The following is a 24,449-nucleotide window of genomic DNA, read 5'->3' as shown; positions in this document are numbered from 1 at the left end:
TCAACTATCGGGCTGGTAATATGGGTTTGGCTGCGCCCGCTCCTGGCATTCCTTTATCTTCCAATAGGGCGGCGCGAAGAATTTCGTGCTGTTGCCCATGCCGGCAAGCCAGAGCATTCCCATTCCCTCCTCGAAACCGATCAACTCATGGGGAAGGAACAGGGGGCGCCCGATCTGCTGATCGCTTGCCCCATCTCCCGAGCTGACGGAGACCTGCCCGCCGGTCGAAGTGCCCGTGTTCTGATTGATCCCTTTCACGATTACGGTGCTCTGCCCCGACCGCTTCGACATCCATTCGGCGGTGGTCAGGTCGTTTGGCGCAAAACCGAACACGACGCCGGCATTGGCGATGAAGGTTTCCCATCGCTCTTTGTAGAGTGCCTTGAGCTGTGCGAGATCCTGGAAGATGGCGGCGACTTGGACGCGGTAACCGCGCACCAAGCCGAAGGCGTCTTCGAGCGGGCCAAGATGTCCGAGCGCCGCCATCTCATCAATGAGCATAAGGGTGCGTCGTCCGCCGGGACGATAGAGCGCCCGCAGCGCCGAGACGATGACAAGCCGCAGCCAGACGCTATGGGTGCGCAGCCGCTCGGCGGGAAGGATCACATAGACGGTGGTTGGCTTGTCCTTCAGCTTGGCGAAGTCGATGCCGCTTTTCTTCACATCGTCTCGCATCGGGCGCGACAGCAGCCATCGCGTCTGCGTGTCGGCATTCGACTGGATGCTGGAAAGCTCCCGGCTCTCTTCCATGAAACGCCCGGCAAGGCTGGCGATCTCGAAGCCGCCCTTGGCGACCATATGTTCGGCGGTTACCCGCAGCCCGGCAATTTGCCGTTTGCTCACCGTGCCGTTTGGCCCGACCTCTTCTTGCCATTCGTTCGCTTCGGTCAGCATGCCGCGAACATTCTCCAGGTTCGCACGGTCGCCGTTATATAACTTCTCCCACATGATGAGGCCGACAACGAGGCCCTGCGCCGACTCCGACCAATGGGGGTCTTTGTCCTCGATCTTGATGAGCGCCTCGCCGATGGCGGCGGCATCATCATAGAAGGTGGGCGCGTCGGGATCGAGGCCGGTCAGCGGATTGAACCCGGCGCTGCCCAGGCCCAGCACGTTGAACGGATTCAGGATCACGACTTCATGGCCGAGCTGGCGGCGATGCTCCGCCGTGACGGCGGCAAGCTCGCCTTTCGGGTCGATCACGATCACCGATTGCTGTTCAAGCCCATGCAGCAGGTTAGGCACCAGGAAGCGTGTGCCTTTGCCCGACCCGTTGGGGCCGAACACCAGCAGGTGCCGCTCGCCATTGTACCAGATGGGACTCCCGGCTTTCTGGGTGTGGGTGTCGTAATAGTGGCCGAGACGGATGCTTCCGCTCTTGCGCGCGCCGGTGCGGGCTGATAGCTCGGCTTCGGTCGTCGTTCGCGCATCGCCGAGCGGACTGAGCATGGCCGCCTAGAACTCCTGATCATGAATTGAGGAACGGCGTCCGGCCCCTGTCGCCGCCGTCGCGATGGCTTCGGCTTCCGTCGCGAGACGCGCATCGCCGTGAGCCTTCTGCGACTCGACTTCCTTTCGGCCAAAGCGGAGTCGGTGGCGGATATGCGTGCGCCATATCCAGGCGATAAGCAGCACGATCCCCAACGCTGTTCCGTAATAGGAAATAACAGAAACGGGATGATTGGCGTAGAGTTTTAGCCAAGGAAAGTAGTTTATAAAGTCATTGCAAAATGTAGCGCCAGAAATCATATCCGCATTCGCAAAACGATCTATGCCTCTGCATCTATTTGGTCCGTTGAACTGAATTCCCATCCATTCGTTTGCGTAATAACGCAGGAACAGACTGTGCAATTCATAGAGAATTGCGCCGCCAGTAAATAGCCTGAAAGTCCCCTGAGCGAAGCTGAGAGCATAGCGGGTTGCCAGCCCCATACCTGTTCTAGGTGGTTCTTGTTCCATGGCGTGCGCCGCTTCAGCGGCGGTTGGGTGCGGCCTGCATTTCTGCAAGCTTCGCGCAATCATACTTCGGCGCGTCGGCTTCTACGAACTTTTGAAGATAATAAGTTTTTCCAATGGTATCAGTCAAACTGGCCGAGCTTCGGCTGACCGTCCACACCCCTTTGACCTTCACGATATTGAGCGCCATGACACCGGAAACGCCCATGTAGCTCATATCGCCGCCCACGCCCTGCAAAGCTTGGCTCATGATTTCGCGTGCGTTCCGCGCTTCTGATGCGGGGCCATCGCTCCAAGAACCGCCTCCGCTGCGATAAACACCGGCAACCATGGTTGCGCGCCCATTGTATTCAATGCCGTTCATCCGTTCTGCTTCGGATATCTTTGCAGATATGATGTTAAATGAAGGTTTCTTGTATTCCACTAAAATATTCTTCGGATCAGTCGGCATAAAACTCATCTCAGATCGATCAAATATCGACCCTGTGTAATAATAAGATTCTCCGCAATGCGTTAAAATCTTATCCCACACTTTTTGAGCTTCGGCTTTCGCTTCAGTTTCCTCCTTTGTGGCGCTGTCGCATGCGGTCAATGAAACGCATGCGATAAAGACCGCCGCAATCAGGCGCCGGGAGCGGCTCGCTGATTTTGCCGTAATAATAGCGACCATCTTGCCGCCTACACTATTATGTGTCATCGGACGATGCTCCATTACCACTTCATGGTTATGGAAGCATATCCTTTTTCCTAATGTCTAGCTCATAGAAGGTAGAAGGCAGCACAACCCCTTTGCTCCGGCATTTTGGTATGTGCTCGGGGCCTGTCGAAGGCGCGGCGGACAGGTACTGCTGATCCAGTCATGCGGAGAACTTACCCGCAACGTCATCCTTGATAACAGTTCCCAGCCAAATCCCGACCCCGCCAGCGATGAGCGTGACGAAGGCCGCCCAGATGTGATCCATCTCCATCTTCTCATGCGCCGCGTACCAGTAGGTGCCGGCGATATAGAGGGCTACCAGTCCGATGGCGATCGGCTTGGGCAAGGCGCGCAGCAGAAGCCACATGCAGGCGCAGATGGTGGCGGTCACCAGCACGCCGCACAGGATGGCGAACAGCGCATGCCATCCCCAGCTCTCGAATACATGTGTACCGGACATGTAGCCGGCAATGACAAAGGGAGCAACCGGCGGCACCGCCGCGCCCAGTTTGATGCAGTTCACGAAGCCTTCGCCGGCTTCTTCTGCGGTCACGACGATCTGCGGCAACTGGCTCATGCTATCCTCCCTTGGGGCGGAGCAACTGGATCGTGGAATTCGGTACAGCGGTAACCGGCGGTGCGGCGAACAGGTCAGGCGGTGCCGCCCGGCGTTGCGGCGGGCTTCCCAATTCTGTCCATGATTCCTTGGCCAATCGCGATGCCGATGCATCCGGCGATCAGGCCGACGAAGACCGCCCAGACGATGTCTTCACGAAAGCAAACCCCATAGACACCACCGATATAAAGGGCGATCAGCCCGACCGAGGCATCTCTGGGCAGTGCCCGCAGCAGCGCTATCACCCCGGCACAAGTGGCGGCGAATATGATGAGGCCGATCATGATGGTGAACAGGATGTGCCATCCCCATTCCTCATATACATACACAGCCGCCAGACCGGCGGGGGCGATGAACGGGATGGCTATTGGGAGCGCCAGGATCACGCCGAAAATCACGCCGGCTATGTTGGCAGCTTCATCAAGCGTCACGACAACCTGAGGCATTTGACCCTCCTCCATGGCGACATACGCGCTTACAGGGACTAGGTGCACAGCGGATCAGTGAAGGACAAAAGCTGGCGCGGGCGGCAGGCGCACGCGCGGAGCAACACGGGTATCTCTAATACGTGACTATAGTCCGTGGTTTCTTGGTCTTCAACGATGTTCCGCTGCCGGCATGACAGACCGGCCATCCGCACAGCAGCTCGTCGCATGGAATCTCCGCCGCCTGCGCGTCGCCCAGGGCCTCGCGCAGGAAAAGCTCGCCGTCGATGCGGAGGTGGACAGGACGTATGTGAGCCGCCTTGAGCGCGAGATGGAAAACCCGACGGTCAATGTGCTTGAACGTCTGGCATCCGCGCTGGGGGTGGAGATCGTGGAATTTTTCGCGGCGATGGAACCGGGCGACAAGCCTGCACCACTGCCCAGCGGCAGGCGGGCCGGTTCGGCGCGCGGCAAGAGCGGCGGCTGAATACGGCTGTCGCCGCATACGCGCCGTCAAAATTTTTCTCCGCCGCATAGAGGCGCATGCCCTGAACTGACCGGATTCGATGTATGATCCGACCAGCTCGCGTCAGCGTCCGGCCTCCTGGAGTGTGTCCCATGAACAGGCCAAAACCGGAAAGGGTAAGTGGCAAGCCATGCGCGGTAGTGCGCGCGTCTTGGCAGGGGCCTTCTGCCCCGTGCACCCCGATTAGGAAGACGCTTCTCCCCATCCTGTTCCTCCGGCCTCGGAACGCGATGCATGAGCCATGGCAGTGAGAAGCGCGCCCGAACAGCTCACCTCACCATCCGGCTCACGCCGGAGGAACGGGAAGCCATCGACGCGGCGGCCAGCCGTGCCGGCTTGACGGCGGGCAGCTACGCCCGGCAGGTTCTGCTTGGCGCACCGGCACCGCGCCAGATGCGCCGCCCCCAGATCGAGCGCCGCGAACTGGCCCGGTTGCTGGGCCAGTTGGGTGCCATCGGCAACAACATGAACCAGGTGGCCCGCTTCGCCAATTTCGGCGATCCGGTTGATCGCGGTCGCTTCGCCGAGGCGCTGGACGGGCTGCGGCAGATGCGTGACGCCGTGCTGAAGGCGCTGGGGCGCGATCCATGATCATCAAGGGCCAATCCCGTTCCGGCCCCAGGGAACTTGCCGCCCATCTCGGCAATGCCGAGAAGAACGAGCGCGTCACGCTGCTGGAGACGCGGGGCACCGTCGCCCAGGATTTGCGCGGCGCGCTGGCCGAGATGGACGCGCTCGCGGTCGGCACCCGCTGCACCAAGCCATTCTATCACGCCGCCATCAGCCCGGAGCCGCCGCACCGGTTGTCGCCGCAGCAGCGCGCCGACGCCATCAACGCCCTTGAGGAGAAACTTGGTCTGACCGGCCAGCCGCGCGCCGTCATCCTGCACCGGAAATTCGGGCGCGAGCATATTCACGTCGTCTGGTCGCGGATAGATATAGAGCGCATGCGGGCCATTCCCGACAGCCACAATTACCGTAAGCACGAGGAAGTCGCGCGCGATCTTGAGCGCCGCTTCGGCCATGACCGGGTGCAAGGCGCGCATCACGAGCGTGTAGGTGTTGAGCGCCCAGCCCGCACGCCATCGCGCTCCGAACTGCGGCAGGAAGAACGCACCGGCATCACCGGCAGGCAGGTTCGAGCGGAGGTGACGGCGGCATTTCGGGGAAGCGACGGGCCGGAAGCGTTCAAGGCCGCTCTTGAGGGGATGCGCTACACGCTCGCCCTGGGTGACCGGAGGGATTTTGTAATCGTGGATCGTGCGGGCGGTATCCACTCTCTGGCCCGGCGCATCGAAGGGGTGAAGGCGGCGGAGCTGCGCGCCTTCATGGCTCCGCTCGACCGCGAAAACCTTCCTTCCGCCGATGCCGCGCGGGATGCGGCGATACAGGCCGGGCGGAAAGCTGGCGGGCAACGCGACCCATCCGCGTCGCTCACCAAAGCCTATGCGCGCGGCGACGACTATGTGAGCCAGGCCACGGCAGCGCAGCGGGACTTCCAGCGGCGGCAGGATTTGCTGAACCGACCGTTCCGGCTCAAATGCCTTCTGGATCGTTTGGAGGAACGGACAGACCACGAACCCGACGCGGGGCCTGACCATCAAAACGAGGCTCCCGGTGGTGGCCGCACCAGGGGCCGATAAGAGCCGCTACAGGCCGTCATGCCGGCGCGATCTTTCGGGTCGGCGCGATAGGTGTCACCGGCAGGCACCATCGTCAGGAAACGGCAGCCCCTGTCCGACATGCCGGAAGGACAGTGGGGCGGCGCTACCCGGCTGTTTCTTCAAGGTCGATTCGCGACCGCATGAGCCAGCTTGTCAGAAGAGCCGCAGCCCAATGTGTGCGGCGGTATGCATCGCAGCCCGTCATTCGACCGAAGCAAGCTATCGTCACCGAGAACGAATTGCCCGTGCTCATTCGTCCGGCGCTCCGATGCAGCGGCCCGCTGACGGTCTATGAGCTGTACCAGTATTTTCTGCGGCGGAACAAGCTGTGGAAGTTCTTCGCTATGTTCCCACCACCAGGGCACTGATATAATATTTCTGATCTTGAGTTTTACTCTAATTTTACTTTGAGCATAGTCAGAAGGAGCAGAAAGCTCAATTCTGGCTGCGATGATAGAGCTCAGCAACCCAGGGCGAGTGATGCTGCTTTTGATAGACGAGGCACAGCTCCTTTCGAGGTCGTGTCACGCCCACATAGAATAGCCGCCGCGCCTCACGAAGCCCTCGGTCACTTTTCTTGTCCCGCCAATTTGGGAAATCGTCATCATTGATACCAAACATGATGACTGCGTCAAACTCTCGCCCCTTGGAGCTGTGGAGCGTGCTCAAGGTAACACGACCGCTGCCCTCAACCCGCCCAGCAAATACATTGAGCGGCATGTCACGATCCTGAGCCGGATCGGTCCGTGACATCATTTCCGAGCACACTTCCCATTCCTGGTGCGTGTTGCGAGTAATAGCCTGCCATGGGGCGATCAGTTCACGGCGGAAACGGTACAACCATGTATGGGTAGTCTCGCCTGCGTCGATGCCGCTTCGTAGGAATGCGATCAACTGGCGAGACAATGCCTGTTCCTCGGCCTCCCTTGCTCGACCCTCATAGACTAGATTGAGCGCCTGGCTGAGCAGCCTGCTATAAGATGGGTTGGCGTCGCGCCATCCGCCCGTCACCCAGCCGGCGCAGGCTTCGATAAATCTGGCAAGGCGCGAATTGCGCTTCACAAGCGCATTCCCGTCGGTACGGACAAAAGCGATATCAGTGCTTCCGAGCGCTTCGGCAACCTTATCTCCGAGCCAAGCAGCACGATACAGAACCGCGATTTGCTCAAGCTCAAAGCCCCGGCCGAGCAACGCCGGCAAGACGGCTTTCGCTATATGTTGAGCTTGCCGGTCATGGTCCCCCTGAACCGACCAAAAGGTCAGTTCACCATCAGGTGCTCCATCAACACCGTGATAATCGCGCTCCTCACCAAGCGCCCCCAAAGAGGCGCGGATAATTTTTGCGCCTGAGCGATAGTTGAAGCGCAGGCGGATCGTCTTAACGTCGTCGCGTTCTGTGAGGCTGCGCAGCAGTTCGGGATTGGCACCCGTGAAGCCGTAGATTGATTGATCGGCATCGCCCACCGCGAACAGACGTATGCCGCTCTCGAAACAGAGCAACAAGACCAGTTCATGGAGGGCATGTCCCAGGTCCTGATATTCATCTACAAACAGAACTGGGAAGCGAGCTCGCAGTGCGTCACGAATCCAGTGATGGTCCTTGATCATCCGAAACGCGATCAGAGGCATGTCGTCAAAATCGATTAGCCCATTGCGGCGCAGTTCAGCCTCATAGGCTTCAATGAAAGCAGCAAGCTCAGGGTTACGCCCCTGCCATGACGGTCGGCTGCGGTCGACATCGCGGCGGCGCTTCTCTTCTGCGAAGCGCCAACGGTCATGCGGGTTACCTGCTTCATTGATGACAGCATCATAGGCGGCCTCGACGGCAGCCCGAACCTCGGTGTGCGTTGCTACTCGAAAGTTATCAGGAAGGAGGCCTGCAATGCAGCGTGCATAAGGCGAGATAACCTGGGCGAGCGCAAAACTGTGGACAGTGCCGATGAAACTGCGGTCGCTGCCCGTAACGCCGAGCTTGGCTAGACGCCCCTCAAGTTCGATTGCACATTCGTTGTTGTACGTTATGCAGGCAACTCCACGCGGATCGATCACATCTTCTATCAGCGTTCGCGCCATGGCGGTGGTCAAGGTTTTGGTCTTACCGCTACCAGGACCAGCCAAGACGATACAGTGGCTACGCTCTCGCGCCGCATCATATTGCTCCGGATTGCGTTCGAGATCTGCCAGCGCTTGCGCCAGAGCGAGATGACTAGACACGATCCACCACGAACTTAATGGCTAAAGCGATATAGTCAGGCGGCTTTAGGCCAGGCACCTTTGTCGCAAGCTTTGCGCTTAGACGGCCTTTGCCTATATCGGAAATCATCGCCAGCAATTGGTCAGGGTTGACAGGCGTCGTTCCGTCACGCCAGGAAGCGATGCGTGCCGTCCGCTTTGAGCCGAAACCTTGTTCGTCCAGAATATCGAGGAGCGCCGCTTGCAGTTTCGGTGTTTGCGCAATGGCAATCTCGAAGGTTTGATTGTTCATGAAGATGCCAGCCGATGTCCAGCCGGCGCTAAAGGTGGTGAAGTCGGCTGCCTCCCACATTGCTCTATCTGTCGGGGATAATGGAGCTTTCCCGGATACCGCGCAGATGGCGTCCCATATGCCCAATGCTCGTGTTTTACCGAGTGGCGGCTTAGTCCCGTCCAAGGGGTCCCAATCGGTAATAACAGAAAATGGAAGGCCGAGGCTCTGTGCCAGCTTTACATAAGGTATGAAGTTGATCCCGGCGACATTGCAAACTGTGATGCCGAGTTGGTCCAAATTATGGCCCACCGCCTCTGCGAACCCGGGCAGTAGCGCTTCCTCTGCGTCACCTTCGACAAAGATGACTCCCCGCGCGAAAAGCAACTCAGATCGTGTCGCGGTTAGATAGCGCTCGATATCGTCGAGTTCACCGGGAGTTACCGGGAGCGCGGCAAGTGAATAGGCATTGGATGCACCATTCACACTGCGAAGGTTAACGATTGAGCGTAGCGGTGCCGCCGCCGCGAGGGTCGGCGAATGGCTGGTCACAATCAATGCCTGGGTGGCATCAGCATTCTTGAAGAGTTTGTTGAAGACGGCACGTTGGAACTGCGGGTGAAGATGCGCCTCGGGCTCCTCAATGCAAAGAAGCGAGTAGTTACGTTCGTTTTTTTCGCGCCGCCATGCGAACTCGGCCAACTTCAATGCGACCAACGCCACATTGGCAGAGCCTAAACTTGCTTCGGCAATGCCCCGCTTGCCTCCGTCGATAAACAACGCGATCGCGCGGAATAGTCGCAACGGATCAGCCGGTCCGAAGCGCAATCGCGCGTCGATATCGTGTGTGCTACCGGCCAAATCCAGAATACCGGAACGAAGTGCACTTTCGAGTGTTTTTACCGATGGAAAGCCTTCCAGCTTCTTAGTTGCCTTCTCAAGGTCAGCGGCGACACCATCCAGTTCAGCACGGCTCACGGAGCCGACTGCATCTTCGAGCAACGGGCGAAGGGGAGAATTGCGCCAAGACGCAAGCTGTCCTTCAGCATCGCGCAAAGCATCAAGCATGTCGAGTGCGATCCGACGACGGACTCGGCTTGGCACGGGACGAGCTTCATCACCACCGCCATAAACGATGAACTCACAGTCTTCGCCCGACTTCGGTGCGTTGCTGATCTCAGGCTTCTTACGATAAATATAACTCAATCGCGCGACCGTTGGGTCACCAGAGATACGGAAGTCGGTCAATAAAGCTGTCAGCGCAGCATCTGTATCGAATTCAGCGAAATCCAGATGCACCTCAATTTGCGGATTCTGCGCAAAATCACAGCCGTCCCAAAAATCCGAAAGTTTCAACTGCCGTGCGGAGTCAGGAAGGGTGGGGTCAAGCACCAGTCGAATAGCAAAGAGCAGGTTGCTCTTTCCGACGCGGTTCTCTCCGAGTAGGACTATATTGCCGGCGAGCGGAATATCGATTGCCGCAAAGTTACGAAAGTTATGGATGCTTAATTTTGATAGACGCACGTTTCCCCCTCTCTAGGGACTTGCCTACCCGTTGGTGCGTACGGTCATGCCCTAAGGAAATTCTATGGCGATTTCTCACTATAATAGATAAAGGACGGCCTATGGAACGCATTAAAAGACATGAGCGCCACCCAGTGCCGGCCACGAAACTCTTATCAGCTGGTGAGGTGAAAGGAGTAGCAGGAAGCCCCCAGTTCAAGGTCCTGAGCCGTGCACGAGTTATACCTTTTTATGGGTGATCACAGAATTCCCACGAAAGAGCTTTGCTTCACGAGTGTGAGACGTGCTATCCGATCCCGGCTGTTAGGGCATTTTGGCCTCGGTCGGGTGTTCTGACGACAAAATCTAGGGCAGAAATTAGGGCACTGTTTGGATAGAGTTGGGAAAAGGCGATAAAATCCATAAAAATCAATCAAATGGATATATCGCTTGAAATTGGTGCGCAGGCTCATAACCTGAAGGCCGCAGGTTCAAATCCTGCCCCCGCATCCACTGACGTTATAACAACCCGCCCAGAGAAATCTGGGCGGGTTGTTGCGTTCAGGATCTCCGCCAATTTGCCGTGAAGCTCGGCGTGTATCTCGCCACGGCGGGCACCGGGCTCGATCACCACCTTGTCGATCAGCGACCGGATCGCCTCCATGGACTCGCCGCGGGTAATGGGATCCTCCAGGGCCGCCGTCACGCGCTCGATCATCTTGGCGTAGAGGCCGGCAATGTTGGGGTGGACATCGGGCATGACGGTCGGCGCCTCCGACAGCCGGGCTTCGAGTTGAACCTTCTGCTGTTCCAGATCCGCTAGTCGGGCCTTCATGGAGGGCTGGTAAAGCCCGTCCTCAATAGCCGCCAGCATGGCGTCGATGCCGCGCTGTGCCTTGGCCAGAGCCTGACGGTCCTCATGCTGCCGAGCGCGCAGTTCCCGGTTGGATTGGTTGATCAGGTCGATGCCGGCCCGGATGGCGACCTCAATGGCTTCGGGGGAGACAAGCTTATGGCGCAATCCATCCAGGACCCGCGCTTCGATCTCCAGGCGCTTGACCGTGTGGCTGTTATGGCAGGTGCCGCGCCGATAGCGGTTGAGGCAGCCATAGCGGTCGTTGGTAACGATTCCATAGTTGTCGTTGCAGCAGGCACATTTCAGCAGCCCGGACAGCAGGAAGCTGGGACGGTGCTTGTCGTTCAGACGGTTGGCATGTGATGCCCGGGCGGCGGTGATCGCCGGCTCGTACTGGATGGCCAATTGCTGCTGTCGCTGCCGAACCGCATGCCATAGTTCATCGTCAACAATTCTCAGCTCGGGCACTTCCGTTCTGATCCATGCGCTTTCCTGGTTCAGGCGGGGGACACGCTTGCCGCTCAACGGATCCTTGAGGTAGCGAAGCTTGTTCCAGACCAGTACGCCGGCGTAGAGCTCGTTGTTGAGCGTGCCTGTTCCTCTGATCGCATGCCCACGGATGGTCGTATCGCCCCAGGCTTTTCCATTGGGGCCGAGGACCCCATCCTTGTTCAGGTTGGCGGCAATCGTTCGGGGGCTGACCCCCCGGGCAAATTCCTGGAAGATTCGTCTGACCGTGGCTGCTTCCGCCTCGTTGATGCGGCGACCACCGCGGACCAGATCGCCATCGGTTCCGAGCTCCTTGATGACATCGTACCCGAAGCACAAACCGCCACCAGCCTTGCCCTGCTCCACACGCCCCCGGAGACCACGGTGGGTTTTGGCCGCCAGGTCCTTCAGGAACAGGGCGTTCATGGTGCCCTTCAGTCCCACATGGAGCTCGTTCACCTCCCCCTCCGCCAAGGTGACCATCTTGATGCCGGAGAACTGGAACTGGCGGTGCAGGATGGCGATATCGGCCTGGTCGCGACTTAATCTGTCCAAGGCTTCGGTCAGTACGATGTCGATCCTACGGGCTTGTGCGTCCTGGAGCAGCGACTGGATGCCCGGTCGCAGCGTCAGCGATGCGCCGGACACGGCTGCATCCTGGTAGGTGGCGACAACCTGCCAGCCTTCGCGGGCTGCTCGTTCCCGGCAGATGCGGAATTGGTCCTGGATCGAGGACGGGCTCTGCTGGTCGCTGGAATAACGCGCATAAATGACGGCGCGAAAGCTCATGGGGTCACCGGCGTGTCTGGGCGGGAGAGTGGCCATCCTTTAGAAGGCTATCACGCCTTGTCGGAATGGGGATGTTTGTCATTTGAAGTCGCCATGGACAGCAGGTCGCGGGCGATCTTGCGCCCCAGCGCGGCCGCCACCACCAGGATGGCGGGATCAAGGATGTGGGCATGAGCGCTGAGCGGCATCTTGTTGCTGTCATTGGCAGGGGGAAGGGGGCTGAGACGGAGATGGATCATGTGTCACCTGGGCTGACGACAGGCACACCACGCGCCTATCTCCCAGGCACATGCGCGGGTCTACAGCAGGCGAACAGTCTGCGTCCGCTATTCCAAAATCAGTCGCCTAACATGCTTCTTGTGCATGTTGGATTAGGGCTTGGCTGGATGCCGAAACCTGACCATTTATGCCGCCTCTGCCCCCGCTGGTGCCAGCCGTCATGGAAGCGCATAAACCATTGCGGCTCCTGAAAGCATCCGTAACGACAGGCCATGCCGATCGCCGCCAGGAGATGCCGCCGTTCTCCCCTTCCTCACCGGTGGCAACGGCCACCCTTCGTTGGTCAGGCGACCACCTGGGCCCCCGACATCATCTCGCTGACGATCTGTTCGACCTCGCGGCCGTCGAGGGTTCCGCGTTCCAGCAACAAATCGGCGATCCTTTCGATGATGGCGATGTTGCTGCGAAGAAGGGTGAGAGCCTTCTTGTGTTCAGCCTTGAGGATCCAGTCGACCTTGCCCGCGAGATCGGCGTCCGTGGCCAAGTAGGCCGGCACGTTGCTGCTATCGACCTCGCCGGCCCAGAAGAGGGTTTCACCAAAGCCGAATGACACCAGCATCGACGTGGCCGTGGCTGTGGCCTGCGCCAAGTCACTATCCCTCGGGCCGCCGGAGCCAGTGCTGATAGCGCCCAGCAACAGTTCCTCCGCTGCCTGACCTGCCAGCAAAACCCGGATATGGATCCGGATTTCCTCCTGCGTGCAGATCCGGCTAGGAGTGAAACTCATACCGGCATCCATACCCCGCATCAGCACATGCTGGATATGCCCGGGCATTTCGATCGCAGCCAGGACCGCGTGGCCAGCTTCATGGGTAGCGATGCGACGGGCGATGTCGGTAGGAAGCTCGGGCGGGCGCGGGATCTGGGCGGCCAGATCCTGAATGCACATGGAGCGCCTTTCCCGGCGGGCCAGGCGCTTGGCACACCGGACCCAGAATTCACAATCGGCGCCCGATGCCGTCAACCCGGCAACAAGCGGGGAAAGATCGACATCTTGGAGATGGTCGGGGCCGAGGTGGAAGCGCAAGATACCAGCCAAGGCGGTTTCGTCAGGCAGCGGCACCGGGATGACCCGGTCCAACCTTCCCGGCCGGAGCAGTGCCGCATCCAGGTTAAGCGCGTTGGCGGCGGCCAAGACCACAACGCCAGGACGGTTCATCGCCCCGTCCAGCAACTCCAGCAGGGCATTGACGATCTGCAGCGTGTAGTCACGGTTGCGTCCGGAAAGCGAAGCCCGGTCCGGAAAGCTGTCGATCTCGTCGATGAACATAATGCAGGGCGCTGCCGCGCGCGCCTGCTCGAATGTGTTCCGCATGGCGTGCAACATCTGCCCCTGATGTCCGGCAGCCTGCCATTGTCCGTGCGACCCCGTGATCAGGGGCAGTCCTGCCGTGCGCGCCAGCGCTCGTGCATAGCTCGACTTTCCGGTACCCGGCGGACCGTAGAGCAGGCAACCACGATCAACCTCATGCCAGCCGAGTTGGCCAGCGGTGAAGTCCTGCAGGTCCTGGATAAGGTCCAGCCCCCATTCCTTCGCCTTGTCCATACCATGCAGATCGTGCAACGTCGGACCGTCGTCGCGGCCTTCCTGCATCTGTGCTTCGCCGATGAGGCGCAGCCGTCCGATCCAGTCGTCGCCATCTTCGTCCGGGCGGCGTGCAAGGCGCAGATCGATCGGGCTGAGGAGCTTGCTCAAGGTACTCGGCAGCGTCTGCTTCGGGCGGTCAAACCCCAAAACCTGCGCCGCCAGTGACAGGGCCGCCCCATCCAGGCGATCAACCACCAGCCGGTGGTCGGCACTAACCAGCAGGCTGGGGGGGACATAGGCGGCGTTGGCGGTAATCACCAAGGCCCCGTTCCCGTTGGTCAGGGCGTTCACGGCCTGTTCCAGATCGGCGCTCTGCGTCCGGACAGTGTCCTTGTCGCATGGAAGCCAAGTCCAGCGCGGGCGGACGGGTTGAGGCGTCGGTTCCTTGGGTTCGTCGTCTCCGCCCAGCGCAGCAAGCAACTCGTCGACGGAATATTTTTCATCATGATGGGCTGGGTCATCGAGATGAGCTGCAAGAACCCGCCGGATGGGACTCATCCATTCCGGACCAGGGACCTCGATGACCAGGGTCATGCCGCCCCGGTCGAGTGCCTGGGTGAAGGCCGGCGCTGCGGCCAGGGCGCGGTCGAGCATCACCCAGGCGGCGGCATCATCGGCCGACCTGAAGGCAGGCGTTCCGGGCTGCTGCGCGTCGGTGGCGTCGATGATGGCCTCCATCTGCGCCTGTTGGGCTCGGTGGAGGGCGCCGAGAGAAATTGGGATGGATTTCGGATCGGTCTTCATCATGGTTCCTGCTGTGGATAGGAGACGGCCCCGCCAATGGCAGGACTGATCGGAAGCATTCAAAAAGGGGACATCGCAGCCAGCAGCCCTCCCGTTGCCGCGCCCGTCATCGGGGCAGCATGGAGATGTGTTGCTGACGGTCTGGCCGGACTGACGGCCCCGGATCCAGAGGCAGCTGCAATGTGGGATGAATGCGGGATCGCAAGAAGCTGACGCGGAGCGCGGCATGACGGTGATCCAAGCCAACATGATGGCAACGAATGGATCAGGTCAGTGGCTCGGATGTGTCTTCGATCCCAGCAGGTACTCTCTATATATATGTGCAACTGGGACGATCAGGCTTTGGCCAGACCCAGCAAGTTGGCCATATCGGCCTCCAGCGTCTGCTCGAACAGCAGTTCGTCCAAACGCCGGCCGAACTCCTTGTACGTGCGCTCGACGATGCTGATCAAATCGGCGCCGTAGCGCAGTTCCAGTTCCCGGAGCGTGACCAGCAGATCCGGCGGGACTGCCGACGCCCCATGGATCGCGCACACGGCCGCCGTGGTCTCGTTGATCTGCACCCCCAGCTTACTGCGGGCGAAGCTCTTGCCGATCAGGCGCATGCATTGGAGGTCGCGGACTGTCTGCCTGGTTTTCCCAGCATCGCTCTTGGCCAAGCCCCTTTTGAATTCCACGAAGTCGATGGCTCCACGTTCGCTGTCGATGACGATGATGTCGGGCGAAATCTTACGTCCCACGCCGTCGGTGTAATGCAGATCGGACGCGAGCAATGCCGCGCGGCTGACGGCGCCGCTGACGTACTGGTCGACCTCGGCAGGGATGAAGATGGACGGCGTCCGGATCACCTTGAGGTGCGGGACCTCCTGCAGCGCCGACGAGAGCGCCGTCTCCAGCAACTGGCCGTCCGATCTCACGGCGGAGGTGATGACGCAATAGGGGCGCAGATACGACGGAGGGACGATCGGATCCGAATGGGTGGGAAGATGGCGCAGGCGCTTGATCGTCCTCGCCATCATGTCCATGACGGCGGGCGGCAGGAGAGAGGGTTCAGCAGTCATGGTTGGATCTCCAGTTGTGGGATGACTTAATAAGGTCTGGTCGTTTTTAGACCAGCCTTAATGTGACTAGACTTATTTAAGGCATATTTTTGCGTATGTCAAGCGCATCACCCTTGCGAAGGTGAAAAATCCGGCTAAGGTGCGGGCTGCTTGGATTCAGGTGGGGAAAAGCAGATGGCACGTCCAAATTGGGATGGTATCGCTGAGGCGAGCCTGCTCCTGAAGGAAGTGCTTGCGGAAAAAGGCCTTACCGAAGCAGTGGAATCGCGTGTGCGCAGGGCACTTGAGATTATTTCACTCAAGGTCGATGGCGCCATGCCGCGGGAAGAGTTCCGGGAACTACGCCGGAAGCTTGGCCGCACCCAAGAAGATCTGGCTTCGGACCTGGGCAAGCGAACCCGCCAAATCTCCAGATACGAAAGCGGTGAGGTTCCGATTCCGTCTGCGGTCGCGCAAGCGCTCCGCGATCTTGTTGATGATGATCCTCAGTGAGGGATTGATGCCAGCGTGAACGCCACGCTGGCTTCTAATATGTCGATTTACGGCATCATATCGTTGAGGCCATAGGACCCACATGGCCATGTCCGGCATGGAACATTGATCCGGTTAGGAAGCGCATAGCGACTTGGGTGCCATTGGTTTGAAGAATGCCTTTTGCAAGTTGCCGGAACGGCCGGTAGCCGAAGCTGGTCGTCGCATATATGCCGGCTGACCAAACACCAACATGCATATGCCGTCCGACAGCAATAGATGTTTCCAGTTCTGGGTCGCCCATGCCATAATCATGGGGCTGTCCGAGGGCGTGATAACCCGACGATGGTGCGCGATCAGCGCGTTGCACAGGGCATCCCGCTTTGTCGGGCGGCCCACGAAATAAAACACCCGCTCACGGCGTTGGGTCGCTCCCAGCGCTGGGGAATACGTGGGGCGCGTGTCCCTGTGCCGCGTTATCACCCGCCCGGCGCCAGCCGGTTGCGGTCGTTTGCGCTTGTCATGCATAGGGAGACATGATGACCGACACGTCGATGACCGTGCCGTTGGAGTTCCATGCCGTAACCTGCCCCTGCTGCGCCGGCTCGGCCGCAGCAGGTGAACTCCACGCCGCTACCGCGCCCCAAGCAGCTCCAGATCCGTCGAATATCCTGCGCACCGGTGACTTCGATCTCCGGGCTTTGCTCGACTATCGCAAATTTCAGGCAAGCGATGGCTCGTTTCCCAATGGGTTGAGCCGTTGGAATTCCGATCTGTTGGGTGGCAAAGGCCTAACCCATGCGCAGGCCTTGAACTCCGACATCGGGGTTGGGTCGCCGGTAACCCTTAACTATCACTTCGCCACGGTCCTGCCGCCTTACTTCAAGGATGGAGACGATCTGGGCGCCAGCTCCAGCTTTCGTCCAATGAGCGACGATGAAAAGAAAATCGTGATTGAGGAGCTGCAAAAGGTCTCCGATGTCACGGGGATCAAATTCGTCGAGTCTTCCAGCATCGAAGGCAAGACCCTGTCATTTGCGATCACCGAAATGAACGTCTTCGGCAGAGGGTATTATCCATCAGCTCTTGCGACGACCAGTTTCCCAGATCAGCTGATCAGCAAAGTGGACTATTTCCTGGAATCTGGAGATGTCTACATCGACCGTTCATGGGCTGATGGATATGCGAGCGGCGGGCTTGACGCCAGGGAGCGTGCGTCGCTGGCTGCCGTAATTCGGCATGAAATCGGGCATGCGTTGGGATTGCAGCACACGACCGACGGGTACATCACGTTGCCGTCGTCCGGGCAGAGCAAGTTCATGTCGGCAATGGGCTTCTGGGGCACCAACGACCAGGCGAACTATGGCATTGCCAACGGAACGTACCTTCGGACCGACGTCGATACCCTCGGTGTCCTGGACATCCTGTCCCTCCAACACTTGTATGGTGCGAACCCTGCCTACAGGGCCGGGAGCGACACCTACTCATGGGATGAGAAATCGGGGTTCAATGCCATCATCTACGACGCCGGAGGCACCGACACGATCGACCTGTCCTCCAATTCGATGCAATCGAGTATCGACCTGACCGGGGAGTCGGTCTCGTCAATCAATATGCGTATGACCGAATCGGAAAGGTTGATCAATACGCCGCGAGGCTGGGAAACCGACGGAGTAACCTACCGGGGCATCAACAACCTCGCAATTATCGGCATCATTGAAAACCTGAAGGGTGGCGACGGCAACGACAGGATTAACGGGAACGCTGTTGCCAACGAGATCATTGGCAACGGTGGGAATGACAGCATCTGGGGTGGAGCCGGTGACGACCGCCTTGTCCTGGGGCTGGGCAACGACCGCGTCGTCGCCGGCAGCGGCGCCAACATGGTCGATGGTGGCCTGGGCATCGACATCGCCGGGCTCAACGGCGTGAAGTCGGACTTTACCTTCACATTTTCAGCGGGGCGAATGACCGTGACCGGCCAAGGCGGCTCGGACACCTATACCGGCGTCGAGGTCTTTATCCTTAAGAACGGTCAGGTGCTGCTGAACAGCTCCGCCACCCTGTCGGCGAAGATCGGCAGCTTCGATGAGGGGTTCTATCTGTCGCGACATCCCGACGTCGCCGCCGCCGTGAAGGCCAACGCTCTGGCGAGCGGCATGGAGCATTGGGTGCGGTGGGGCCAGGCCGAAGGCCGGGCAGCCATCGATACGGCCGCCAATCCGTTCTATGACGAGACCTTCTATCTTGCGGCCAATCCCGACGTTGCCCAGGCCGTCGAGGCCGGTGGCCTCGCCACCGGCTATGCCCATTTCCTGGCCTATGGCAAGGCGGAGGGCCGGGCCTTCACCCCGCTGTTCGATGCCGCCTACTATCTCGCCAAGAACACCGATGTGAAGGCGGCCGGCATCGATGCCTGGTCGCACTTCATCAATTTCGGCTGGCGGGAAGGCCGTGATCCATCGGCTTTGTTTGATCTCTTCGCCTACCTGGACGCCAATCCCGATGTGAAGACCGCCGGTGTCAATCCGTTCGTCCACGCCATGGCATATGGCCTCGTCGAGGGGCGGGCGATCACCGCCACAGCCGACATGGCCTGGGAATGGACCTATTTCGGCTGAAGATTTCAGCGCGATGCGGAAATGGCGATGGCGCTCCTGGCAACAAGGGTCGTGCTGGTCGCCGACATGACGCCGGCGGCCCCGGTTATCCACGGCCACATCTCTTCCACGCCTTGAATTCGTAGAGGTGCCTTATGCGCGCATCCTTCATGATCGCTGCCGCCGTGACGGTGCTGCTGACAGCGGCCACCGCGCGCGCGGCCGACATCCCGCCGCCCGCTCCGGTGATCGACGGCCACAAGGTCGAGGTTTCGGGTATCCACCCCGGCATGTCGCCCGCCCAGGTGCGGGCCATCGCCGCCAAGCTGGGTCTCAAGGAGACGCGAGTCGACGAATCCCAGCTGTCCACGGGCACCGTCCGGATCTGGAAATCGCCTGCGTTCGTGCTCACGCTGATCTTCACCAAGGACGCGGCGACGCCGCGCGAGGAGATCGAGGCCAACTTTTCCGGTCCAGGCAGCGGCAACCAGTTGATCGCCGTGCGCCGCACGCTGACCTGGCATCACATCACAGACATCCTGCAGGCGCCGGACGTCGTCGACATGCACAATTTCACCATGAGCGGGTTTGGGAAGTTCTCCCACTTCTACATGGATATCGGGAAGACCTGGAACACCTACTGGTGGCGCTTTAAGGACGGAAAGCTCTCGGACTGCCAGTCGTTCGTGGGCGGCCGGGAAATCCAGTGTGGGGACAGTGTCAGCTACGGCTACGCCTACGACATGCGGCCCAACGACCAGCCGAACGTGGATGTGCTGATGCGCATCAAGATGCAGGTGGCGCGCGGCAGGGTGATCCAGATGGAGCACATCGTCGACGACTTCCGGCGGCGCGACCTCGCCGCCCAGGCCGACGCCGCGTACATCAGCGAGAACGCGGGGCGCGTGCAGTCGGAGGCACTGGAAAAGGCGAAGCCCTCCGAGAACCCGTTCTGACGCCGGGGCACCGGCAAATCCGAGCAATCAGGGCGGACCATGACGGACAGCGGGCCGCCCGCCAAGCGATCAGCAACCGGAGGGAAAAGTGAAGCGAGGCCGAATTCTCAGGGACACCAACGCCGGACCGGGGATCGTCTCCATCGACGGCGCCCAGAAGTCCTTCACGCTGGAACGGCATTGGCGCTCCGCCACTCCGCCGAAGGTTGGCGGCGTTGTGGACGTGGAACTGGGGCCAGACGGCGAGGTCACGGGCGTCGCCGCAGTGGACGACGCCACGCTGGCGAAGGAGCAGGGCCGGATCGCGCTGGAGGCCGCCAGCGCCCACGGCCGGAAGTATGCGGGGATGGTCGTGGCCAAGGTGGGCATCCCCACCCTGGTGGCGGTGGGCCTGCTGGCTGTCGCCTGGCTGCTCATGCCGGCCGTGGCGGTACAGGTGACCGCCACGTACGAAGAAAGCATCACCTTCCACGAGGTGATGAAGATGGTCCACAACGGGACGGCCCTGGACTCGCTGAAAAGCCTGGACCACCAAGGCGCAGGCCTCTGGGGACTGTTGATGATCGCTGCCCTGCTGGCGCCGCTGGCGCCGCATTTCCATCCGAACAGGTACCTGCAGATCGGCTACGCGGCCCCGCTCCTGCTGATCCTCGTCGTTGCCCTCCAGGTCTACTTCTCCATCCAAGCCGGCATCGGGAAGGCGCGCGGCCTGGCCGGAAGCTTCGGCGGGGCGGAAGCTGCCGCCATGGCCGACAAGATGGCCGCGCAGATGATGGACATGGCCATGAAGGCTGTCTCCCTGGGCTCCGGCTCTTACGTCGCCGCCATCGTCGCGATCGGCCTCGCCATCTTCGGCGTCCGCAACTTCCTTGCCGCCAACGCAAAGGTTTGAGCCTCATGAAGACCAATCGCATTGCCGCGCTCCTGCTCGGCACCGCTCTCGTCCTGCCGGGCTGCTCCAAGGAGGAGGCAGCCCCGAAGGCAGCGGACACGGCGCCCGCGAACATCGCCGACGCCACTTCCGTCGCGAAAGCCCAGGAGGCCGTGAAAGAGAAGGCGGCCGCCGCGGTGCCACTGGCGGACAGATCCACGCCCCTCGCCAGCTACCAGAAGCTGGCCGGCGGCCGGGGGTTGATGTTCGCCTATCTGGCGGTCAGCACGCTGCCCATCGACTATCAGAAGGTCGCCGCCGTGGTCTCACCCGAATACGCCGGCACCAGTGACGAGTTCCGCAGGCGCGATCTGATGCAGGCGCTGAGGCAGGGGATCGACGCGGAGGTCGAGAAAGCGCGGGGGAACAAGTATTATTACATGACGGTCGGCGGGGTGCTCGACAAGTACGACTTTGCGACCCAGTCGTTCCGCCACCAGGCGTTCGTCGATCCGACGTCCCAAGTCTATTTCCAGGGGGCGGGATACAGCTACAAGCTGAACTTCGCAAACTCCGAGCAGTTCAAGCATATCGTGGTGACCGATGAAGCCCAGGCCAGGAAGATCGAAGCCCTGCGGGCGGGCCTGTATTCCAACAACATGAGCACGCAGGTCTATTTCTTCGCGTCAAGCGCGGAGCTGGGCGATACGATCGTGAAGGCCGAGATCGTCAAGATCCGGCTTGTGGACCGCGAGGGCAACGTCCTGGCCGAGATGTGATCCCAGCTCCCGGCGGCGATGTCGCGGGGAGCCCGTTGTGGTGGCATGAAGGTGACTCCATCATTCGTGACCTTCATGCCACCGCCCTGGCATGGTCAGAACGACGGCCCGTCATCCTCCGGGGTCGGGTCGTTATCCGGAGGGACCTGGCAGAGTTCAGGCCGTGCCTCGAGGGCAGCCGGCGTGGCGAAACGGTGGGCCTTGAGGACACCTCGGACCAGAATTTCGGTTTCGATAATGATGCGGCGTCCTCCATTGCCGTTGCGTGTCTTGCCGTAGGTCGACTGCGTGTTGATGTTCGTATGGCCTAGGGCCATGGCGATATGTTCGGGACTGAAGCCGCTCGCTTTCAAATCTGCACTCAGTTGATGCCTGAGACAGTAAGGTGAGACGTTGTCCTTGGTTTTCGGGAATAGCTTCTTGCATGCCCTGGTGACGCTATCACCCAGGCGGGCCGGCAATTTGTCCCCGCTGCCTCCAGGTCCGATGATCTGATTGGCGCGGGCCAAGTCCATCGCGAGATCGAAAAAGTGATCCCCCTTGAGGATGAAAATTTGGCGGAGGCGGTGCTTCCCAGCTTTTGCACTGGTGATGGTGAACCACACCGCGCCGGCATCCAGCGTTTTGATCTCCAGCTTTAGTCGCACTTCCTCCGGCCGGCACCCCGTGCAGGCCAGCACGCCTACGGCTTGCCAGAACCGATGCTCGTTGCCCTTCAAGTGTTCGAGCAGCGTTTCCCTCCACCCGGCCGGCAATTGCGCGAGGACGGCGGCTTTCGATTTGCGGGGTCTCAGATTTGGGAGGTTCCAGTCATCTTCCGCGATCATCCGCTCGATTGCCTCCGCCCAGCGGCATCCTTGCTCTCCTTCTTCCAAAGCAGAGATGGCGGCCCGGGCATCGCCAGCTTCGATAGCGGTCCACGCCTTCGCGAGGTTCTCGTCCAGCTTGGCGATGATGGAATATTTCATCGCCGCACGGAGCTCACGGGCATACGACGGACGGCTCGCATTTTCAGTGAAGACCGTCATCAGCCGTTTGCGCAAGGGCTGGTCCTTCGGGATCGAAGCGAGGCGGGTCCGAAGCCTCTCAGCATCGGCTTCATACTTCTTGATGGTTCGTGGCATCAGCAGGCCCGAGCTCTTCAACTTGGAGCGGCGAGCCTGGAGGTTCTGGTGTCGTCTGATAAGGCTCATATTGACGGGGCTCATCAATTTCCCCTACGTTGTTCCGCAAATTGGGAGCGCTGGCCGTCTGCGTGGAAACGCGATGCTCTGCATGCGCAGAAACGCGATGTTCCGCACGCGTAGAAACGTGTTGCCCAGCCAGTTTCCCCCCTCCGCGGACGGGTTCGGGGGTCGCGGTATTGTGGCCCCCGCGTTCCCATCTGTTCGGGTTTCGGCCATACGAACAGTCCCCAAGATTCTTGGCCGTGCATCTTTTTTGGCGGATGCTGGACCCAACCCCCGCGGTTCTAAATACGCCCCCGGGAGGCTCTGAACTTGCCCCGATAAGCGTCCTGGAAGCCGCCAGGAAGCGAAAGCACGCCCTTTTGCAGAAAATGGTCTTGACCTCGTTTCCCGTTCCTGGGGTCTTCTGGGCGCGCTCTCGTGGCTGCTTCAAGGACAAGTCTGATAGATATATGAAGCGGGCCCAGGCCTTGCCACGTCGGAGGGCCAAGGGCATGGGGGTGGTGGTGCCCTTTTCCGCGGCACTGATCGCGTCCGTCAAGGTGGTGTAAAATTGCTTGGCGTATGAGGTGGCCAATAGTCAGGCGGCCTTTTGTGGCAAATTGAAGGTTTGAGTGTTTTCGGTAGGGGCTGATATCTCGGCCATGGCCTCGACCTGCATGTATCGGTTTTGTGTTTGCCACTCGTCATTCTGTTCGAGCAGGTCTGCACCGATCAGGCGGATGATGGCGGGCTCGTTGGGAAAGATGCCGGCGACGTCGGCGCGGCGTTTGACCTCCTTGTTCAGCCGTTCCAGCGTGTTGGTTGAATGCAGCTTTGTGCGGTGCTGGGCGGGAAAGCCCATATAGGCCAGCACGTCATGCTCGCTGGCATCCATGAAAGCCGCGAGCTTGGGCCATCGGTCGCGCATCTGGTCGGCGACATGGCGGAACGTTTTGTGGGCGTCCTCGGCGTCGGGCTGGAGGAATGCCTGACGCAGGGCGGCGGCGGCCATGGAGTTCTGGCCCTTGGTGACATAAGCCAGGGCATTGCGCATCCAATGGACGCGGCAGCGCTGCCAGGTTGCACCCATGACGCGAGTGATGGCGGCCTTCAGCCCCTCATGGGCGTCGGAGATGACCAGTTTCACGCCTTTCAGGCCGCGGTTCTTGAGGGACTTCAGGAAATCGCTCCAGAAGATCTCGGCCTCCGAGGGTCCGATATGCAGGCCGATGATCTCGCGCTTGCCTTCGGTATTGGCGGCCACGGCGATTATGGCAGCGACGGAGACGATGCGCCCGCCCTGGCGCTGTTTGAGGTAGGTGGCGTCCAGCCACAGATAGGGCCAATCGCCGTCCAACCTGCGGTCCAGGAAGGCGTTGACCCTCTCGTCGATGTCCCGGCACAGCTTGGACACCGTTGATTTCGATATGCCCGACAGGCCCATGGCCTGCACCAGCTCATCGACGCGCCGGGTGGAGACGCCACCGATCCAGGCTTCCTGGATCACCGCCACCAGGGCCTTCTCGCTGGTCTTGCGGGCCTCCAGGAAGGGCGGGAAATAGCTGCCCTGCCGCATCTTGGGGATGCGCAGGTTCAACGTCCCCAGCCGCGTGTCCAGCGCCCGGTCCCGGTAGCCATTGCGGTAGTTCAGCCGGTCGGGATGGCGTTCATGACGCCCGGCCCCGATATGGCCGTCAACGTCGGCTTCCATCAACATCTGCAATACCGTTTCCGCCAGCGTGCGCAAAAAATCACCCTCGCCGGCCTTCTGGAGAAGATCGGCCAGTGCCATATTGTCATCGGTCATTGGTTGGGTCCTTGGTGCTTGAGGAAGTGTTGCAACTCCACTCTAGCCGATCCGGCCAATGACCACCCCTTCCAGCGCCGCAACCGGCTTTTGGTGGGGCATGCCCCACCAAAAGCCGGTCAGTGAATTTCCACCACCA

Annotated in this window: 21 protein-coding genes; 8 read left to right on the top strand and 13 right to left on the bottom strand. The window is 60.3% G+C overall.

Features of this window, described 5'->3' with window-relative positions; genetic code table 11:
- The 5 genes from AC1Q7F_RS31210 to AC1Q7F_RS31190 all read right to left on the bottom strand — a co-directional run bounded on the left by AC1Q7F_RS31210 (position 1) and on the right by AC1Q7F_RS31190 (position 3,715).
- Entirely contained in the window at positions 1-1,449 is a 1,449-nt protein-coding gene (locus AC1Q7F_RS31210; RefSeq protein ID WP_492512454.1) for a type IV secretory system conjugative DNA transfer family protein, read from the bottom strand.
- A gap of 6 nt (positions 1,450-1,455) precedes the next feature.
- Entirely contained in the window at positions 1,456-1,959 is a 504-nt protein-coding gene (locus AC1Q7F_RS31205) for a hypothetical protein (protein ID WP_492512453.1), read from the bottom strand.
- Between the two features lie 13 nt (positions 1,960-1,972).
- The gene (locus tag AC1Q7F_RS31200; protein ID WP_492512452.1) at positions 1,973-2,653 is read right to left on the bottom strand and encodes a hypothetical protein; all 681 of its coding nucleotides are present in this window, start codon (positions 2,651-2,653) and stop codon (positions 1,973-1,975) included.
- Between the two features lie 160 nt (positions 2,654-2,813).
- Entirely contained in the window at positions 2,814-3,230 is a 417-nt protein-coding gene (locus tag AC1Q7F_RS31195) for a hypothetical protein (RefSeq protein ID WP_492512451.1), read from the bottom strand.
- A gap of 74 nt (positions 3,231-3,304) precedes the next feature.
- Positions 3,305-3,715 carry a hypothetical protein gene (locus AC1Q7F_RS31190; protein ID WP_492512450.1) on the bottom strand — a complete coding sequence of 137 codons (411 nt, stop codon included), beginning with the start codon at positions 3,713-3,715 and terminating at the stop codon, positions 3,305-3,307.
- A gap of 172 nt (positions 3,716-3,887) precedes the next feature.
- Here AC1Q7F_RS31190 and AC1Q7F_RS31185 point away from each other — a divergent pair, with 172 nt between their 5' ends.
- The 3 genes from AC1Q7F_RS31185 (at position 3,888) to AC1Q7F_RS31175 (ending at position 5,863) form a co-directional block, all read left to right on the top strand.
- Positions 3,888-4,181: a helix-turn-helix domain-containing protein gene (locus AC1Q7F_RS31185; protein ID WP_492512449.1), complete on the top strand. Its 294-nt coding sequence runs from the start codon at positions 3,888-3,890 to the stop codon at positions 4,179-4,181.
- A 273-nt stretch (positions 4,182-4,454) separates the two neighbouring features.
- On the top strand, positions 4,455-4,811 hold the full coding sequence (locus AC1Q7F_RS31180; protein ID WP_492512448.1) for a plasmid mobilization protein: 357 nt from the start codon (positions 4,455-4,457) through the stop codon (positions 4,809-4,811).
- Entirely contained in the window at positions 4,808-5,863 is a 1,056-nt protein-coding gene (locus AC1Q7F_RS31175) for a relaxase/mobilization nuclease domain-containing protein (protein ID WP_492512447.1), read from the top strand. Before AC1Q7F_RS31180 ends, AC1Q7F_RS31175 begins: the two co-directional genes overlap by 4 nt.
- 456 nt (positions 5,864-6,319) lie before the next feature.
- On the opposite strand, the gene AC1Q7F_RS31170 is transcribed toward AC1Q7F_RS31175, so the two are convergent.
- The 6 genes from AC1Q7F_RS31170 to AC1Q7F_RS31145 form a co-directional block, all read right to left on the bottom strand.
- Entirely contained in the window at positions 6,320-8,098 is a 1,779-nt protein-coding gene (locus AC1Q7F_RS31170) for an ATP-dependent helicase (RefSeq protein ID WP_492512446.1), read from the bottom strand.
- Positions 8,091-9,872: an ATP-dependent nuclease gene (locus AC1Q7F_RS31165; protein WP_492512445.1), complete on the bottom strand. Its 1,782-nt coding sequence runs from the start codon at positions 9,870-9,872 to the stop codon at positions 8,091-8,093. The genes AC1Q7F_RS31170 and AC1Q7F_RS31165 overlap by 8 nt, the downstream gene beginning before the upstream one ends.
- 448 nt (positions 9,873-10,320) lie before the next feature.
- Complete coding sequence (locus AC1Q7F_RS31160; protein WP_492512444.1) at positions 10,321-11,985, bottom strand: recombinase family protein; 1,665 nt, start codon at positions 11,983-11,985, stop codon at positions 10,321-10,323.
- Between the two features lie 50 nt (positions 11,986-12,035).
- Positions 12,036-12,224 carry a hypothetical protein gene (locus AC1Q7F_RS31155; RefSeq protein ID WP_492512443.1) on the bottom strand — a complete coding sequence of 63 codons (189 nt, stop codon included), beginning with the start codon at positions 12,222-12,224 and terminating at the stop codon, positions 12,036-12,038.
- Between the two features lie 323 nt (positions 12,225-12,547).
- Positions 12,548-14,599 carry an AAA family ATPase gene (locus AC1Q7F_RS31150; protein WP_492512442.1) on the bottom strand — a complete coding sequence of 684 codons (2,052 nt, stop codon included), beginning with the start codon at positions 14,597-14,599 and terminating at the stop codon, positions 12,548-12,550.
- Between the two features lie 332 nt (positions 14,600-14,931).
- Complete coding sequence (locus AC1Q7F_RS31145; RefSeq protein ID WP_492512441.1) at positions 14,932-15,657, bottom strand: hypothetical protein; 726 nt, start codon at positions 15,655-15,657, stop codon at positions 14,932-14,934.
- A gap of 174 nt (positions 15,658-15,831) precedes the next feature.
- On the opposite strand from AC1Q7F_RS31145, the gene AC1Q7F_RS31140 reads away from it, so the two are divergent.
- The 5 genes from AC1Q7F_RS31140 to AC1Q7F_RS31120 all read left to right on the top strand — a co-directional run bounded on the left by AC1Q7F_RS31140 (position 15,832) and on the right by AC1Q7F_RS31120 (position 21,334).
- Positions 15,832-16,149, top strand: coding sequence for a helix-turn-helix domain-containing protein (locus AC1Q7F_RS31140; protein WP_492512440.1), 318 nt, complete (start codon positions 15,832-15,834; stop codon positions 16,147-16,149).
- 518 nt (positions 16,150-16,667) lie between these two features.
- Positions 16,668-18,749 (top strand): matrixin family metalloprotease, encoded by a 2,082-nt coding sequence (locus AC1Q7F_RS31135; RefSeq protein WP_492512439.1) that lies wholly within the window; start codon positions 16,668-16,670, stop codon positions 18,747-18,749.
- Between the two features lie 134 nt (positions 18,750-18,883).
- Positions 18,884-19,684: a hypothetical protein gene (locus AC1Q7F_RS31130; protein WP_492512438.1), complete on the top strand. Its 801-nt coding sequence runs from the start codon at positions 18,884-18,886 to the stop codon at positions 19,682-19,684.
- Positions 19,685-19,772: 88 nt separating this feature from the next.
- Positions 19,773-20,576: a hypothetical protein gene (locus tag AC1Q7F_RS31125; protein ID WP_492512437.1), complete on the top strand. Its 804-nt coding sequence runs from the start codon at positions 19,773-19,775 to the stop codon at positions 20,574-20,576.
- 5 nt (positions 20,577-20,581) lie between these two features.
- Entirely contained in the window at positions 20,582-21,334 is a 753-nt protein-coding gene (locus AC1Q7F_RS31120; protein ID WP_492512436.1) for a hypothetical protein, read from the top strand.
- 95 nt (positions 21,335-21,429) lie between these two features.
- Here AC1Q7F_RS31120 and AC1Q7F_RS31115 read toward each other — a convergent pair whose 3' ends face one another.
- On the bottom strand, positions 21,430-22,542 hold the full coding sequence (locus AC1Q7F_RS31115) for a site-specific integrase (protein WP_492512435.1): 1,113 nt from the start codon (positions 22,540-22,542) through the stop codon (positions 21,430-21,432).
- Between the two features lie 559 nt (positions 22,543-23,101).
- Complete coding sequence (locus AC1Q7F_RS31110; RefSeq protein WP_492512434.1) at positions 23,102-24,310, bottom strand: IS256 family transposase; 1,209 nt, start codon at positions 24,308-24,310, stop codon at positions 23,102-23,104.
- Positions 24,311-24,449: the final 139 nt, after the last annotated feature.

This window comes from Niveispirillum sp. GW835-FHT14G11 (genome assembly GCF_058793615.1).
The sequence above is the reverse complement of the archived record's forward strand: the minus strand, read 5'-3'. Positions and strand labels throughout refer to the sequence as shown.

What these genes read in the sequence shown, in the direction of transcription:
- AC1Q7F_RS31110 (WP_492512434.1), bottom strand. Translation starts at nt 24,310, where the DNA reads ATGACCGATGACAATATGGCACTGGCCGATCTTCTCCAGAAGGCCGGC.
- AC1Q7F_RS31140 (WP_492512440.1), top strand. Translation starts at nt 15,832, where the DNA reads ATGGCACGTCCAAATTGGGATGGTATCGCTGAGGCGAGCCTGCTCCTG.
- AC1Q7F_RS31190 (WP_492512450.1), bottom strand. Translation starts at nt 3,715, where the DNA reads ATGCCTCAGGTTGTCGTGACGCTTGATGAAGCTGCCAACATAGCCGGC.
- AC1Q7F_RS31155 (WP_492512443.1), bottom strand. Translation starts at nt 12,224, where the DNA reads ATGATCCATCTCCGTCTCAGCCCCCTTCCCCCTGCCAATGACAGCAAC.
- AC1Q7F_RS31185 (WP_492512449.1), top strand. Translation starts at nt 3,888, where the DNA reads ATGACAGACCGGCCATCCGCACAGCAGCTCGTCGCATGGAATCTCCGC.
- AC1Q7F_RS31180 (WP_492512448.1), top strand. Translation starts at nt 4,455, where the DNA reads ATGAGCCATGGCAGTGAGAAGCGCGCCCGAACAGCTCACCTCACCATC.
- AC1Q7F_RS31135 (WP_492512439.1), top strand. Translation starts at nt 16,668, where the DNA reads ATGACCGACACGTCGATGACCGTGCCGTTGGAGTTCCATGCCGTAACC.
- AC1Q7F_RS31210 (WP_492512454.1), bottom strand. Translation starts at nt 1,449, where the DNA reads ATGCTCAGTCCGCTCGGCGATGCGCGAACGACGACCGAAGCCGAGCTA.
- AC1Q7F_RS31145 (WP_492512441.1), bottom strand. Translation starts at nt 15,657, where the DNA reads ATGACTGCTGAACCCTCTCTCCTGCCGCCCGCCGTCATGGACATGATG.
- AC1Q7F_RS31200 (WP_492512452.1), bottom strand. Translation starts at nt 2,653, where the DNA reads ATGACACATAATAGTGTAGGCGGCAAGATGGTCGCTATTATTACGGCA.
- AC1Q7F_RS31115 (WP_492512435.1), bottom strand. Translation starts at nt 22,542, where the DNA reads ATGAGCCCCGTCAATATGAGCCTTATCAGACGACACCAGAACCTCCAG.
- AC1Q7F_RS31160 (WP_492512444.1), bottom strand. Translation starts at nt 11,985, where the DNA reads ATGAGCTTTCGCGCCGTCATTTATGCGCGTTATTCCAGCGACCAGCAG.
- AC1Q7F_RS31195 (WP_492512451.1), bottom strand. Translation starts at nt 3,230, where the DNA reads ATGAGCCAGTTGCCGCAGATCGTCGTGACCGCAGAAGAAGCCGGCGAA.
- AC1Q7F_RS31175 (WP_492512447.1), top strand. Translation starts at nt 4,808, where the DNA reads ATGATCATCAAGGGCCAATCCCGTTCCGGCCCCAGGGAACTTGCCGCC.
- AC1Q7F_RS31150 (WP_492512442.1), bottom strand. Translation starts at nt 14,599, where the DNA reads ATGATGAAGACCGATCCGAAATCCATCCCAATTTCTCTCGGCGCCCTC.
- AC1Q7F_RS31205 (WP_492512453.1), bottom strand. Translation starts at nt 1,959, where the DNA reads ATGGAACAAGAACCACCTAGAACAGGTATGGGGCTGGCAACCCGCTAT.
- AC1Q7F_RS31120 (WP_492512436.1), top strand. Translation starts at nt 20,582, where the DNA reads ATGAAGACCAATCGCATTGCCGCGCTCCTGCTCGGCACCGCTCTCGTC.
- AC1Q7F_RS31130 (WP_492512438.1), top strand. Translation starts at nt 18,884, where the DNA reads ATGCGCGCATCCTTCATGATCGCTGCCGCCGTGACGGTGCTGCTGACA.